At 70.8% G+C, this 14,732-nt stretch carries 12 protein-coding genes; 4 read left to right on the top strand and 8 right to left on the bottom strand.

Annotated features, from left to right (window positions below; all coding sequences use genetic code 11):
- Positions 1 to 100 precede the first annotated feature (100 nt).
- The 6 genes from QF032_RS17270 to QF032_RS17245 all read right to left on the bottom strand — a co-directional run bounded on the left by QF032_RS17270 (position 101) and on the right by QF032_RS17245 (position 8,248).
- Complete coding sequence (locus QF032_RS17270; RefSeq protein WP_307043733.1) at positions 101 to 943, bottom strand: carbohydrate ABC transporter permease; 843 nt, start codon at positions 941 to 943, stop codon at positions 101 to 103.
- Entirely contained in the window at positions 940 to 1,923 is a 984-nt protein-coding gene (locus QF032_RS17265; RefSeq protein WP_307043731.1) for a carbohydrate ABC transporter permease, read from the bottom strand. The genes QF032_RS17270 and QF032_RS17265 overlap by 4 nt, the downstream gene beginning before the upstream one ends.
- 19 nt (positions 1,924 to 1,942) lie before the next feature.
- Positions 1,943 to 3,187 (bottom strand): sugar ABC transporter substrate-binding protein, encoded by a 1,245-nt coding sequence (locus tag QF032_RS17260; protein ID WP_307043730.1) that lies wholly within the window; start codon positions 3,185 to 3,187, stop codon positions 1,943 to 1,945.
- A gap of 265 nt (positions 3,188 to 3,452) precedes the next feature.
- Positions 3,453 to 4,523: a LacI family DNA-binding transcriptional regulator gene (locus QF032_RS17255; protein WP_307043728.1), complete on the bottom strand. Its 1,071-nt coding sequence runs from the start codon at positions 4,521 to 4,523 to the stop codon at positions 3,453 to 3,455.
- 661 nt (positions 4,524 to 5,184) lie between these two features.
- On the bottom strand, positions 5,185 to 6,813 hold the full coding sequence (locus QF032_RS17250; protein ID WP_307056457.1) for an IclR family transcriptional regulator domain-containing protein: 1,629 nt from the start codon (positions 6,811 to 6,813) through the stop codon (positions 5,185 to 5,187).
- Between the two features lie 124 nt (positions 6,814 to 6,937).
- A complete protein-coding gene (locus QF032_RS17245) occupies positions 6,938 to 8,248 on the bottom strand; it encodes a M6 family metalloprotease domain-containing protein (protein WP_307056454.1) in 1,311 nt (436 codons plus the stop codon).
- A 310-nt stretch (positions 8,249 to 8,558) separates the two neighbouring features.
- On the opposite strand from QF032_RS17245, the gene QF032_RS17240 reads away from it, so the two are divergent.
- Together QF032_RS17240 and QF032_RS17235 are read left to right on the top strand one after the other, a co-directional pair.
- Positions 8,559 to 9,209, top strand: coding sequence for a TetR/AcrR family transcriptional regulator (locus QF032_RS17240; RefSeq protein ID WP_307043722.1), 651 nt, complete (start codon positions 8,559 to 8,561; stop codon positions 9,207 to 9,209).
- A gap of 236 nt (positions 9,210 to 9,445) precedes the next feature.
- Positions 9,446 to 10,993: an MFS transporter gene (locus QF032_RS17235; RefSeq protein WP_307043720.1), complete on the top strand. Its 1,548-nt coding sequence runs from the start codon at positions 9,446 to 9,448 to the stop codon at positions 10,991 to 10,993.
- 37 nt (positions 10,994 to 11,030) lie between these two features.
- Here the strand turns inward: QF032_RS17235 and QF032_RS17230 are convergent, their stop codons facing one another.
- Complete coding sequence (locus tag QF032_RS17230) at positions 11,031 to 11,546, bottom strand: MarR family winged helix-turn-helix transcriptional regulator (protein ID WP_307043718.1); 516 nt, start codon at positions 11,544 to 11,546, stop codon at positions 11,031 to 11,033.
- Between the two features lie 149 nt (positions 11,547 to 11,695).
- Here QF032_RS17230 and QF032_RS17225 point away from each other — a divergent pair, with 149 nt between their 5' ends.
- On the top strand, positions 11,696 to 12,505 hold the full coding sequence (locus QF032_RS17225) for a dioxygenase family protein (RefSeq protein WP_307043716.1): 810 nt from the start codon (positions 11,696 to 11,698) through the stop codon (positions 12,503 to 12,505).
- 97 nt (positions 12,506 to 12,602) lie between these two features.
- Here QF032_RS17225 and QF032_RS17220 read toward each other — a convergent pair whose 3' ends face one another.
- The gene (locus QF032_RS17220) at positions 12,603 to 13,142 is read right to left on the bottom strand and encodes a GNAT family N-acetyltransferase (protein ID WP_307056452.1); all 540 of its coding nucleotides are present in this window, start codon (positions 13,140 to 13,142) and stop codon (positions 12,603 to 12,605) included.
- Positions 13,143 to 13,330: 188 nt separating this feature from the next.
- Here QF032_RS17220 and QF032_RS17215 point away from each other — a divergent pair, with 188 nt between their 5' ends.
- The gene (locus tag QF032_RS17215; RefSeq protein WP_306951573.1) at positions 13,331 to 14,329 is read left to right on the top strand and encodes a sigma-70 family RNA polymerase sigma factor; all 999 of its coding nucleotides are present in this window, start codon (positions 13,331 to 13,333) and stop codon (positions 14,327 to 14,329) included.
- The last annotated feature ends 403 nt before the right edge of the window (positions 14,330 to 14,732 follow it).

The following is a 14,732-nucleotide window of genomic DNA, read 5'->3' as shown; positions in this document are numbered from 1 at the left end:
TCTTGTGCGGGGGCGGTCGGCGGTTCGCGGTCCGCCGGACGGGGCGACGGTGCTCGCGCGGCGGCTCGTGGGGAGCGCGGCGGCACGGGTGGTGCCGGTGTCAGTCCTTGACGGCGCCGGCGGTCACGCCGGCGGCGACGTACCGCTGGGCCAGGACGAGGATGACCGCGGCCGGCAGCGACGCCACGACGGCGGTGGCCATGATGGCGTTCCACTGCTGGTTGTTGTTGCCGATGTAGTGGTAGATGCCGAGGGTGATCGGCTCGTGGGCGCCGCCGCCCGCGAGGGTGCTGGCGAAGACGAAGTCGGACCAGGACCACAGGAAGGCGAACAGCGACACCGTGACGACGGAGTTGCGGCTCATCGGCAGGACGATCGCCCAGAAGGTGCGCAGCGGCCCGGCGCCGTCCGTCTTCGCGGCCTGCAGCAGCTCGCCGGGGATGCCGGACATGAACGCGGTGAAGATGAGGACGGCGAACGGGACGGCCAGCGTCGAGTCGGCGACGATCAGGCCGGGTACCGACTGGAGCATGCCGAGTTGCAGGTAGATGGCGTAGAAGCCCATCGCCATGATGATGCCGGGGATCATCTGGGCGGCCAGCAGGACGAAGTTGAGGATGCCGCGGCCGCGCGGGCGCAGTTTGGCCAGCGCGTAGCCGGCGGGCGCGGCCAGCGCCACGGTCAGGGCCACCGTGCCGAGGCCGATGACGAGGCTGGTGCCGAGGTAGGGCAGTTGCTGGTCGACGACGGCCCGGTAGCCCTCCAGGGTCGGGTGGGCGGGGAACAGGTCCGGCGGGCTCTTGCGCATGTCCTGGTCGCGGGTGAAGGAGACGTTGAGCATCCAGTAGACCGGGAAGAGCATGACCGCGGTCAGCAGCAGGCCGACGGCCGTCTTCACCCAGGTGCGGCGACGACGGTCCGGGACCGTCCGTGCGTGTGTCATGACAGTGCCTGCTTTCGCTGGACCCGGACGTGGATCAGACCGAAGACCAGGGCGGCGACGACCAGCAGGTTGCCGACGGCCGCTCCGGGGCCGAAGGAGGGCAGCAGGTTGCCGAAGCCGAGCTGGTAGGACCAGGTGGCGAAGGTGGTGGACGAGTCGGCCGGGCCGCCCTTCGTCATGATCCAGATGATGTCGAAGACCTTGAGCGTGTAGACGAGGCCCAGCAGCAGGGTGATCGCGGACACCGGCCGCAGCAGGGGGAACGTGATGCGCCAGAAGCGCTGCCAGGCGTTCGCTCCGTCGAGCGCGGCCGCCTCGTACAGCCCGGCGGGGATGGACTGCAGACCGCTGTAGAGCACGACCAGGTTGAACGGGACGCCGATCCAGATGTTCGCGATGATCACCGAGGCCAGCGACCAGGACGGCGAGGTCAGCCAGTGCACCGGACCGATCCCGACGGCGTGCAGGGCGGCGTTGACGATGCCGGAGTCGCTGTTCAGCATCCACGACCAGGTCGACGCCGACACGATGAGCGGCAGCAGCCACGGCACCAGGAACAGCGCGCGCAGGGTGGCGGAGAGCCGGAAGTGCTGGTTGAAGAAGACGGCGAGCGCCAGGCCGATCGCGTACTGGAAGACCAGGCACACGGCGGTGAACACCACGGTGTGCAGCAGGGCCGGAGCGAACGTCGGGTCGTCGAAGACCGCCCGGTAGTTGGCCAGGCCCGTGAACGGCGCGTCGCCCCGGACGAAGGAACGGACGGTGTAGTGGCGCAGGCTCAGGTCGATGTTTCGGTAGAGAGGGTAGGCGTAGAAGAGGACGAGGTAGAGGGTCACCGGGGTGAGGAACGCCCAGGCGGTCCACTGCGGGGAGGCGGGACGGCGCCGGGCCGGGGTGCGGCCCGGGGGCGGGGCGGCGGTCGCCGCCCCGTTCCGGTCGCGCACCGGCCGGCGGTCCGGCGACGTTGTCGTGTGCTTCATCGGCTGGCCGAGGTCCTGGTCACTTGGCGGCGGACTGGGCTGCGGTCAGCGCGTCCTTCGGTGACGCGGACCCGCTCAGGGCGGACTGCACGGCCTTCCACAACTGCTCGGAGATCTTGGGGTACTTGGTGCCCAGGTCGTCACTGGTGCGTCCCTTGGCGGCCTTGACGGCGTCGACCCAGGGCTTGAGCTTCGGGTTCGCCGCGACCTGCTTGTCCTGGACCTCGGCCGTGGGCGCCACGTAGGACAGCGTGGTGTCGGTCTCGAGCAGGTTCTGGGCGTTGGTCAGGCAGGACACGAGCTTCTGCGTGGTGGCGTAGCGGCCGGTGTCGTCCTGCACCGGGATGCTGACGAACTCACCGCCGGTCGGGGCCGCGGCGTCGCCTCCGGTGGCGGCGGGGACGGGGATGACTCCGTAGTCGAGGCCGGCCTTGTCGGCGTTGCCGAGCTGCCAGGTGCCGTTCTCGGCGAAGGCGTAGTCGCCGGTCGCGAACTCCTGCCAGCTGGTCGTCTGGGTGTTGTTGATCACCGAGTTGGGGGCGTAGCCCTTGTCCAGCCAGCCCTTCCACAGGGACAGCGCGGAGACCGCCTTGTCGGAGTCGAGCGCGGTCAGCTGGGCTCCGGAGCCCCAGTACCAGGGAAGGAACTGGAAGCTGCCCTCCTCCGTGCCGATCGCGGAGAACGTGATGCCCTTCTTGCCCGCTCCCTTGACCTTCGCCAGCGCCGCCGTCAGCGACTTCCAGTCCTTGACGGACGAGATGTCCACCCCGGCCGCCTTCAGGACCGCCTTGTTGTAGTAGAGGGCGAGGGTGTTGGCGCCGATGGGCGTGCCGTACGTCTTCCCGCCCGACTGGCCGGCCGCGAGCAGGTTGTGGTCGACCTTCGAGACGTCCAGCTCGGTGTCGTCCGTGGAGGTCAGCACGCCCGCCTCCGCCAGGGTCGACACCACCGGGTTGTCGACGATCAGGACGTCCGCGGAGTTGCCCTGCTGCGCCGCCAGCAGCGCCTTGTTCGTGAGGTCACCGGTGTCGAACGCGGTCCGCTTGACCTTCACGCCGGCCTCGGTGCCGCAGCCGTCCAGCAACTTCGCCCACGCCGAGCTCTTGTCGAACTGGGGGTAGGGGTCCCAGATGGTGAACGTGCCGCCGTCCGAGGCCTTCGTGGACGTTCCGCTCGCTCCGGAGGAGCACGCGGTGGCGCCGGCGGTGACGGCGACGACGGTCAGGACTGCGGCGGTGAGACGCCGTCCGGCGGATCTGTTCATGACGTGTCCTCAAGGGTTTCGGCACGGGAGTGCCCTGGGATCGGCACGGATGTGCCCGGGGGGACCGGCACAGACGTGGGTGTGCCGTGAAAGCGGCACGGGTGTGCCGGGAGAGGGGTGATCGAGGGCCGCCGGGTTCGCCTAACCGGGGCGGTGAGTTGTGCGGTCGGCCGTCGGACGGCACGGAAGGTGGAGGCGGGCGGGAAGGGAGGAGGGGGAAGGGAACGGAACGGAACGGAAGTTGGGGCAGGCGCCCCGGTGACGGCTAGGGGTGCGTGGAGGCTGCGGGGTCCGCTCCCGGCTCGGCGGGAGTGGCTACCGCGGGAGTGGCGCCGGCGGGTGCGGTGCTGGCCCGCAGCGAGATCGGCGGGGCGAGGAGGTGGTGCCGGGCCGGTGTGTCGGGATGGTCGAGCCGTTCGACGAGCAGGTCGACGGCGAGGCGGCCCATCTGCTCCGCCGGCACGTCGGCCGCGGTGAGCTGCGGGGTCACCGTCTCCGCCCACCTTCCGGCCACGACCCCGGTGACGGAGAAGTCGCGCGGCACATGGCGGCCGGCCTGCGCCAGCCCTCGGTAGAGGCCGCCGAGCGCGGCCTCGTTCAGCGTGACCAGCGCCGTGGTGGCGGGGTCGTCGTGCAGGATCCGCTCCAGGCAGGCGAGGCCCGAGGCGGCGTCGTCCCCGCAGCAGTACGTCCTGACGGTGAGGCCGCGTTCCGCCGCGGCCTTGGTGAACCCGTCGAGGCCCCGGTGGGCCGATTCGTAGCCGGCCCGCAGCAGTTGCTCCGGCCGGTTGACGAAGGCGACCCTGCGATGGCCCAGGTCCGCGAGGTGGTGCACGCAGGCCGCCGCCAGTGCCGTGTGGTCCAGGCCCACCCACCAACTGCCCTGCGGATGGGCGGTGCGGCCGATGGCGACGGAGGGGAAGTCCAGCGCGGTGAGATGGTCGAGCCGGTCGTCCTCCAGCCGGATCTCCATCAGGATCGCGCCGTCGACCCGCCGTTCGCCCAGCAGACGCTGGAACGAGCGGTCGCTGTCCATGCCGCTCGGCGAGAGCAGCACGTCGTAGTCGTGGGCCGCGGCGGCCTCCGTCACGCTGCCGATGAAGTCCAGCTGCATGCCGGTGTAGTGGTTGCCGGCGGGCGGGAAGACCAGACCGATGGTGTTGGTCCGGCCGTTGGCCAGGGCCCGCGCACTCGCGTTGGGCTGGTAGCCCAGCTCGTCGATGACCCGCTGGATCTTGTCGCGGGTCTCCCCGGACACGGGACGCTTCCCGCTGAGGGCGTACGACACGGTGCTCCGCGAGACACCGGCCCGCTTGGCGATCTCACCGATGTTCACGGGACTCCTTGCCGGGATCGATCGAACCGGTTCGACTGTTCCGGGGAACAACATAGGCCGGGTGGCCGATCGTCGAACCGGTTCGCGTGAAGTGAAGGTAGGAGCAACCCGGACGGGTGTCAACGCCTCGCGCCGGATTTCTCGTAACGCCCCGGAAACGTCGGTGGGAGCGGATGTGCGGCCTGACCCGGGGGTGCGCGTACCCGCCCGCCGCCGGGCCAGGGGGATGCGCCGGGCGAAACGCTGTCGTCCCGGTGGGTGGCCGGCCCCGCCGGGAGGGGAATCGACTCCGGGATGCCTCGGGACGGGCCTCGGGATCGACGTGGGGACGGGCCTCGGGATCGACGTCGGGACTGTTGTCGGCCGGTTTCTCCGGTGTTAGTTTCGTCGAACCGGTTCGATCGCTGTCGCGAGCCGTCGTTCCTGCCGAGGAGCCGATCGAAGCGGTTTCGAGCGGACCGGAGCGGTTTCGAGCGGACCGAAGCGGACTGGAGCAGATCGGTGGGGATCGGAGGGGATGGACCGGAGGCCGGCAAACGGACCGGAGGCAGGCAAGCGGCTCGAAGCGATCGGACCGGAGGCAGGCAAGCCGCTCGGAGGCAGGCAATCGACTCGGAGTGGAGCGGCTCGGAGTGGAGCGGATCGGAAGCGGAGAGGGCTGTCAGGTCAGCGGGACGTGGGTGAAACGGGCTGCCGTGTGGAGGTCGGCCTCGATGCGTGAGGCCGTCGACCGCAGGGCCGGGAGGATGTCCCGCACGCATTCCTCGGCCGTACGGCGGGCGACATGCGTGGCCGCGTTCAGGGCGGCGACCGTGACGCCCGCACGGTCGCGGATCGGGACGGCGATCGCGCGCACCCCCTGTTCGAGTTCCTCGTCCGCCAGGGCGTACGCCGAGGCGGGGTCGCTGGGCGCGGCCAGCAGCACCCGGCCCATCGACGTCGTGTGGGCGGGGAGCCGTGTGCCGACGCCGACGTCCACGCTCATGACGTGGCTCGCGGCGGTGCGGGCCGTGTACCGGATCTCCTCGCGCGACTCGGTCAGCACCGCCAGCGACGTCGTCTCCCGGATGTCGCCCGCCAGTGCCGCCATGTGCGGAGCCGCGATGCGGGGGAGCGAGGTGCGGGAGAGCGGCGGGAAGCCGAGGGCGAGCACCCGTGGGGTGAGGGCGAACGTGCGGGGAGTGGACGGCGTCACCAGGCCCAGGTGTTCGTAGGTGATCAGCGCCCGGCGGACCGTCGCCCGTGCGAGCCCCGTCGCCTTCGCGACGTCGGTGAGGGTGAGTTCGGCCCTGCCCTCGCCGAACGCCGTCAGGACGGTCAGGCCCCGGGCGAGGGACTCGATGAACTCGCGGCCCAGTTCTTGCTTGGACGCCCCCGTCCAGACGGCCAGCCCCGCGGGCGGCGGGCCGGACTCGGCGGCCGGCGCCCGGCGCAGCTCGTCCTCCATCGCCGCGACGGCCGCCCGCAGCCGTGGGAGCAGGGTGGCGCGCAGATCCGCCGCCGTGTGCCGGCTCGTGTGGCTGACGACGCTCGCCACGCACGCGATCCGTCCGCTGCGCGGGTCGCGGACCGGGACGGACACGGCCACCAGGCCCGCTTCGATCAGCTGGTCGTCCAGGGCGCAGTCCTCGTCCGCGGCAAGGGCCGTCCGGCGGGCGAAGCCGTCGTCGTCCGAGAGCGCGGGGGGCGGTGGCGGGACGGCCGGGAAGGCGCGGTCGTCCGGGTCCGCCGTGCGGCGGGCGCGCCAGGCCCGCCACTCCTCGTCGGTCCACTCGGTGGCGAACAGCGGTCCCGGCGCGGTGCGTTCGGCCGGCAGCAGGTCGCCGATGCGGAAGCTCAGGGACATCGCGCGGCGGCGGGTCGCCTGGTGGACGAAGCGGATGCCGCTGCCGTCGGCGACCGCCAGGGACACCGACTCGTCGAGTTCGTCGGCCAGGGCGTCCGCGTGGGACGACAGCAGCGCGGGCAGGCGCAGGGCGGCCAGATAGGCATTGCCCAGCTCCATGACGCGGGGGGCCAGCACGGCGTCCCGGCCGTCGAGGCGGACGTATCCCATGCGGGCGAGGGTCGCGACGATCCGGTCGACCGTCGAACGCGCCAGACCGGTGCTCCGCTCCAGTTCGCTCGGACTCGCCGTGCCGCCCGCGCCGGTCAGTTGCCGCAGCACGGCGACCCCGCGGATCAGCGGCGTGACCGCCTCCGCCGGAGCGGGCGCGGTGGCCTCCTGAGGCGGGACGGGCGCGGCGGACCCGGGCGGCGGAGCGGGCACTGGCGTCCTGGTCGCGGGCATGCGGTGGGTTCTCCGATACGGGCGGTACGGGGTGTGGCGTCGGCAGCCTGTCCGCTGCCCTTGCGGTTGCCGCCCTACGGTAGCCCGGGGCCGTCCCCGCACCGGCCCGAGTCACCCGGGGCCTCTACCGTCGGGTCACCCGCACCCGGTATCCGTCCCCGGGGTCCGCCTCCGTGACCGAGATCCGGATGCCCTTCTTCGGGTCCTCGAAGGTCTCGCCCGCGGTGAAGGGCGCGTCGGAGAGCTCGGCGTGGACGTTGGGGCTGCGGGTGCAGCCACCGCTGTCGGGGCGGGAGTCGTAGACCGTCACCGGGCCCATGCCGGTGTCGACGTCGGCGTTCACCTTGTAGATGAGGACGCCCGGGCGGCACACCGCCTCGTCGTTCCCGCCGCGCGCGCGTGTCTCGACGGCGTACCCGGTGCGGTCGGTGAGCGGGACGAAGACGAGTTTCGGGCCGCCCGCGCGCGCGAGGGGCGTCAGCCGGTACTCCCTCGTGCCGGGTGTCGCCGCGCAGGAGATCTGGGCGGCGTCCAGCCAGCCCAGTTTCCACTTGTGCCAGCCGAGCAGGTCGTTGTTGGCCCCCCAGTCCTCGCTCATGATGTCCCAGTGGCCGACGGCCCCGCCGCCCTCCTGGGTGTAGAGGTCGGGAAGGCCGAAGACATGGCCGTTCTCATGGGGCAGGACCCGGTAGCCGGTCCGGTCGTAGGAGCCGGAGCCGTCGTCCTGGCGGGAGTACACGAAGGAGGCGTTCGCCACCGACACCCCGTCGGCGACCGGCGCCTCCGCGTTCCCGGCGAACGTCACCGACAGGACCGTGTCCAGCGCGGAGGGGCCCGCGTTCGGGGTGATCAGCACGTTCAGGAGGTTGTAGTCGCGGAAGTCCACCGCCGGGTCTGCGGCGCCCACGATGTCCTGGACGAGTTCGCGGTAGCCGGGTTCGAACGGCGCGCCGCGCTCTATGCCGTACGCGTGGAACGACTTGGGCATGCGCAGCCAGCGTCGGACGGGCGTCTCGGCGCGGTAGTCGAGACGCCCGTAGGAGGCCGTGCGGAACCACTGCTCGGTCTGCGGGAAGAACTCGCGGTAGCGGCTCAGGGCGCTGCCCCGGCCGGGCGCGTCGGAGAAGTCGATCATGAGGGTGAGGGCGCGGACGACGCCGGTGGAGCGGGAGTAGCCGCCTGCGGTGGGCAGGCCTTCGGACATCTGGACGGACGCGCCCCCGTTGATCATGCAGGGGGCGAGGGCGGCGGTGCGGGCCACGGTGAGAGGGCCGGCGCCGGCCGTCGTCGAGCCGGGATCCGGGGCGAGGTGTCCGCTGCCGGCGGACGAGCTGAGGGCGAGCGTCAGGACGGTGACGGAGGCGAGTGCGGCGGTACGGCGCGTGCGTATCCGGCGGCGAAGGTCCCGGGCAGTGCCCGCGGGCTGCGGCTGCATGGGGGGCCTTTCGCTCCGGGCAGCCCACCGGTCACCGGCTGCGTCCTGATCGCCTCCTGATCACCCTCTTTGAGGGCGCACGCGGGCGCGCGCTGGAAGAGACCGATCGTGGGTTACCAGCTGGTACGGCGAGGTGCGGACGGGGCTGTGGTCCAGGTCACATCGAAAACTTCCGGATCCGGGAAATAACCGGGGACGCCGTCCCCGTTTAGCCAGGTGTCCGACTGAAACGGGGATTCGCTCCCCGGATCGCAGCCACAGACGTCCGTGACGCATCACGCGTCACACGAGCCTCAGACAGGAGTACGCCGTGCAGACCGCGACCGCGATCCCCGCAGAGCGCAAGGCGACCCGGCCTCGCGCCGACGCCCTGCGCAACCGGGAGCGGATCGTCTCCGCCGCCCGCGAGATGTTCACCGAGTTCGGCCCCGACGTGCCGCTCGACGAGATCGCCCGCCGGGCCGGCGTGGGCAACGCCACGGTGTACCGCAACTTCCCCGACCGGGACGCGCTGGTCCGCGAGGTCGTCTGCTCGGTGCTGGACCGTACGGTCCGGGCCGGACGGACCGCCCTCGCCGAGACCGGCGACGCGTTCGAGGCGCTGGAGCGCTTCGTGCACGTCTCCGCCGACGAGCGGATCGGCGCGCTGTGCCCGATGGTCTCCACCGCCTTCGACGAGCACCACCCCGACCTCGAGGCCGCCCGCGAACGGTGCGAGCGGATCATCGAGGAGGTCATGGACCGCGCGAGGGCGGCCGGGCAGCTCAGGCCCGACGTCGGCGTGGGGGACGTGATGATCGCGGTGGCCCAGCTCAGCCGGCCCCCGGCCGGCACGGCCTGCCCGAGCGCCGACCGCTTCCTCCATCGCCACCTGCAACTGTTCCTGGACGGACTGCGGGCCCCCGCCCCCTCGGTGCTGCCGGGAGCGGCCGTGACCATGGAGGACCTGCGCCAGTCCTGAGCGGCTGGTCCTGACCGATGGGTTTCCCGTACCGCAGCAGTCAACACCGAACACGCACCACCGAGAACTCGTCACCGGCCGGCCGTCACACAAGCGGGCGACCGAACGTCAGTGCAGAGATTCCGCCTAGTCGCTCCACCTCCTCTTCATCACGTTTCATCCCTTCACTTCAGATCCTTCCGTTTACTTCAGATCCTTCCGTTTTTCCGTCACGAAGTCCCGAAGCGGGTATTCCCATGTCTGAAACAGCCCAGAAGGCCTCGGCCCCGGCCCCCGGCAAGGGGGGCGGGCCGGACGCCAACCGCTGGAAAGCGCTGGCCTTCATCGCCCTCGCCCAGCTGATGGTCGTCCTCGACGCGACCATCGTGAACATCGCGATGCCCTCCGCCCAGCAGGACCTGGGCATCTCCGACGGCAACCGGCAGTGGATCGTCACCGCCTACGCCCTCGCCTTCGGCGGTCTGCTGCTGTTCGGCGGCCGCATAGCCGACCTGTGGGGCCGCAAGCGCGCCTTCGTCGTCGGCCTCGGCGGGTTCGCCGCAGCCTCCGCACTCGGCGGCGCGGCCGTCAACGAGGCGATGATGTTCGGCGCCCGCGCACTCCAGGGCGCGTTCGGCGCGCTGCTCGCGCCCGCCGCGCTCTCCCTGCTCGCCGTGATGTTCACGGACGCCAAGGAGCGCGCCAAGGCGTTCGGCATCTACGGTGCGATCGCCGGTGGCGGCGGCGCCGTCGGCCTGATCCTCGGCGGTTTCCTCACCGAGTACCTGGACTGGCGCTGGACGTTCTTCGTGAACATCCCGTTCGCGATCGTCGCCGCGGCCGGCGCGTACTTCGTCATCCGTGAGCCGGAGGGCGGCCGCAACCGTTCGCCGCTCGACATCCCGGGCGTCATCCTCTCCACCCTCGGTCTGGTCTCCCTGGTCTACGGCTTCACCCGCGCCGAGTCGGAGGGCTGGAGCGACTCCGTGACGATCGGCATGTTCGTCGCGGCAGCCGTCCTGCTGGCCGCCTTCGTGGTCGTCGAGTCGAAGGTCAAGGCCCCGCTGCTGCCGCTGCGCGTGATCACCGAGCGCAACCGCGGCGGGATCTACCTCTCCCTCGGCCTCGCGATCATCTCGATGTTCGGCCTGTTCCTCTTCCTGACCTACTACCTGCAGATCGTGAAGGGCTACACGCCGGTCAAGACCGGTTTCGCCTTCCTCCCGATGATCGCGGGCATGATCACCGGCTCCACCCAGATCGGCACCCGTCTGATGACCCGGGTCGCCCCCCGTCTGCTGATGGGTCCCGGCTTCCTGGTCGCCGCCCTCGGCATGCTGCTGCTGACCCGGCTGGAGATCGGCTCCTCGTACGCGGCCGTGCTGATGCCGGCGATGCTGCTGCTCGGCCTCGGTATGGGTACGGCGTTCATGCCGGCCATGTCCCTGGCCACGTACGGCATCGAGCCGCGCGACGCCGGTGTCGCCTCCGCGATGGTCAACACCTCGCAGCAGGTGGGCGGCGCGATCGGCACCGCCCTGCTGAACACCATCGCCGCGTCCGCGACGACCTCGTACATCAAGGACCATGTCGCCGGCGCCGCCTCCAAGCCCCAGCAGCAGCTGGTGCAGCTGGAGGGCATGGTGCACGGCTACACGAGCGCCATCTGGTTCGCCGTCGGCATCCTGGTGGCTGCCGCCACGATCGCCCTGACCTTCATCAACGCCGGCAAGCCGGACATGGGCGCGGTCGCGGGCTCGGGGTCGAAGGACGCGGAGGACGCGGTGCCGGTGATGGTCCACTGACCCCCTCGGGGCATCTGACCCGCCTCGGGTCACGGCACTAGCGGAGCCAGGGCAGGTCCGCACCCGCTTCGTTGGGCTGAAGTCCCTCGGCGATGATCTGCATGATCTCGCCGAGGGACTTCTGCTGTTCCGGGGAGAGCCGGTCGAACAGCGCGTTGCGCACGACGGCGACATGGCCCGGCGCGGCGCGTTTGAGCATGTCCAGACCCGCCTCGGTCAGCACGGCGAACTGGCCGCGCTTGTCGGAGGGGCAGTCCTCGCGGCGCACCCAGCCGTTCTTCTCCAGGCGCGCGACGGCGTGGGAGAGGCGGGAGCGGGTGATCTTGGCGTGCATGGCCAGTTCGGTCATCCGCAGCCGTCGGTGGGAGGACTCGGCGAGCTTGACCAGGAGCCCGTAGTAGACGTGCGGCATGCCCGCATCCCGTTGCAGCTGCCGGTCCATGTGGTCCTCGAGGAGGGTGGTGGCGTGCACGTAGGAGCGCCAGACGAGCTGCTCCTCTGCGGTGAGCCAGCGCGGCTGCGGCTCGTCGACGGATGTGGGTGCCTTCTTCATGGACTCCACTGTAGACGTCCGCTCCTTGAAATTTAAATCATCTGGGAATATGCTTATGGCTGTTGACGTTTTAGATTTCAATCAACCATCGCGATCGGCGTCGTTCGGGAACCGCGGCCCGGTCCGAAAGCCTGGAAGGAGTAGCTGCCATGTCCGCCGCAACTCAGGAGCGCGCCCTCCCCCAGGAACGCATGCCCGCGCTCTACCTCAGCCACGGCGCCCCGCCGCTCGCGGACGACCCCGTCTGGCCCGGCGAGCTCGCCGCCTGGTCGGCCGCGCTGCCCCGCCCCAAGGCGATCCTGATGGTCTCCGCCCACTGGGAGGAGGCCCCGCTCGCCCTCGGCGCCGTCGACCCCGTCCCCCTGGTCTACGACTTCTGGGGCTTCCCCGAGCACTACTACCAGGTGAGGTACGACGCCCCCGGCGCGCCCGAACTCGCCGAGAGCGTGCGCAAGCTGCTGCGCGCTCCGGGCGTCCCCGTACAGGACATCCCCGACCGCGGCCTCGACCACGGCGCCTACGTCCCGCTCGTCGAGATGTTCCCGGCCGCCGACATCCCGGTCCTGCAGATCTCCATGCCGACGCTCGACCCCGTGAAGCTCATGGACATCGGCCGCAAGCTCGCGCCGCTCCGTGACGAGGGGGTCCTGATCGTCGGCTCCGGTTTCTTCACCCACAACCTGGCCGCGCTGCGGCACCCCGGCGGGGGAGTGCCGACCTGGTCCACGGAGTTCGACGACTGGGGCCGGCGCGCACTGGAGACGCGTGACTGGGACGGTCTGCTCGACTTCCTCCACAAGGCCCCGGCCGGCCGGTACGCCCACCCGCGCACCGAGCATTTCGCCCCGCTCTTCGTGACCATGGGCACCGCCGAGGTGACCGGCGAGCTGGACGCGCAGAAGTCCGTGATCGACGGGTTCTGGATGGGGCTGGCGAAGCGGTCGGTGCAGTTCGGCTGAGGGCTCCGCGCCGCGCCCCTCGGCCGACGCACCCCCCCGGTCGGCCGACGCGCCCCCGCCGGTCCTGCCGACGCGCCCGGCGACGACGCGCCGGAGCTCAGAGCTCCTTCTCGTACCAGGCCACGTCCCAGTAGCGGCCGAACTTGCGGCCCACCTCCCGGTAGGTGCCGACGTGCCGGAACCCGAACTGTTCGTGCAGCCGCGCGGACGCTTCGTTGGGCTGCGCGATGCCCGCGTACGCGCGGTGCAGGTCCTGGTCCGCGAGCGCTTCGAAGAGCGCCTTGTAGAGCAGTGTGCCGATGCCGCGCCGGCCGGCGTCCGGAGCGACGTAGACCGACACCTCCACCGACGTGGAGTAGGCCGCCTTGGGCCGGTAGGGGCTGGATGTGGCGTAACCCAGGATTGCCTGTGAGGCGCCGTGGATGTCCTGTGAGTCCGTTTCCGTGGCAACCATCAGGCGGTACGGCCCGTCTTCAGGGTGGGAGAGCAGCCAAGGACGTCGCTCTTCCGGACTGAAGACCGCGGTGTCGAATGTGATGGGCGTCTCACGTACGTAGTGGTTGTAGAGGCTGGTGAGGGCTTCGAGGTCACCCTCGATTCCAGGCCTGACCTGCACCTCTTTACGTTCGGACGACATCGGCTCTCCTCGCGTGGTCCGACAGGGTACTGCAAGATCATCAAAATCGGGGTGCGGGTTGGGAATTCTGTCCTGATTCCAGTCGTTGTTTCCATCAGATGCCGGGCACACGAGGAGAGTCGCAAGTTCCGAGAGTGACCGGGCGTCTGAAGGGCCACCCGCCGAACCTCCATCGCAAGGGAGCACGCATGGCAACCCGTGCCGTCGCCCGCCGCAAGTCCGCCACCGGCGAGACGAGCGGCGCGGCCCGCAGTGTTCGCGCCCATGGCGGCGAAATCGCCGACCGCGACCTGGTCGGCATGTACCTCGACGAAATCGCGCGCACACCCCTGCTCGACGCGGCGAAGGAAGTCGAGCTGTCCCAGATAATCGAGGCCGGCGTGTTCGCGCAGCAGGTCCTCGACGGCGAGGAGGAGTCCAGGGCGGACGCCTCGCGCGAGGAGCTCGAGGCTCTGGTCGCGGACAGCGAGCGGGCCAAGGACGTATTCATCCGTTCCAACCTGCGCCTGGTGGTCGCGGTCGCCCGCCGCTACCCCCGCAGCGGGCTTCCCCTCCTCGACCTCATCCAGGAGGGCAACGCGGGCCTGGTGCGCGCGGTCGAGAAGTTCGACTACCGCAAGGGCTTCAAGTTCTCCACGTACGCGACCTGGTGGATCCGTCAGGCCATCACCCGGTCGATAGCGGACCAGTCGCGCACGATCCGGCTGCCCGTCCACCTGGTGGAGGAACTCGGCCGCATCCGCCGCGTACAGCGCGAGTTCAACCGTGAGAACGGCCGTGACCCGGAGCCGGCCGAGATCGCCGCCGAACTCGGCTCCACGCCCGAGCGCGTCACCGACGTGCTGGACTGGGCCCGTGACCCGGTCTCGCTGAACATGTCGGTCGACGACCAGGGCGAGACGCAGTTCGGCGACCTGCTGGAGGACACCTCCGCGGTCTCGCCCGAGCAGTCCGTCCTCACCCTGCTGCGCAGCGAGGAACTGGACGGCCTGATCGACCGCCTCGACCCGCGCACCGCCTCCATCATCAAGATGCGTTACGGCATCGACGACGGCCGGGAGCGCACTCTGACCGAGGTCGGCAAGGAGCACGGCCTGACGAGGGAGCGCATCCGCCAGATCGAGAAGCACGCTCTGCTGGAACTGAAGAAGCTGGCCCGCGACACGGGCTTCGAGGCAGCGGCGTAGCAGGTCGTCGGCCCCCGCCCTGACGGCCCCCGGCAGGGCGGGAGTCGCTGTACGGGGCGGGCGCGCCGAGTGTGCGGCCCTCTGCGGCACTGCGGATCTGCACGGCGGGGGTGGCCGGCGTGGACGGCGCGGGCACCCCGCCGGTGCGGTGCGGCGGATGCGACGGGCTGCGGTGCGGTCGGTCCGGCGATTGCGACGGGTTCCGGACGGACGGCGGTAAGGGCGCCGGCCGATTCGGGCTGGTTCGCATCGGCCGTGACGTGGGCGGAGGCCGGGCGGAGGCCGGTTCGCTTCGGTCGCGCCAGCGCGGTCGGCTGTCGTGGGCAGGCTGCGGGCGTGCTGTGGTGTGGGGTTTCCGCCCGCGTGCGCCGGGTGAGCGGGGACCGCGCGAACATGGCGCGGG

This window comes from Streptomyces achromogenes, assembly GCF_030816715.1.
In the GTDB taxonomy this organism is placed as follows: domain Bacteria; phylum Actinomycetota; class Actinomycetes; order Streptomycetales; family Streptomycetaceae; genus Streptomyces; species Streptomyces achromogenes_A.
The sequence above is the reverse complement of the archived record's forward strand: the minus strand, read 5'-3'. Positions and strand labels throughout refer to the sequence as shown.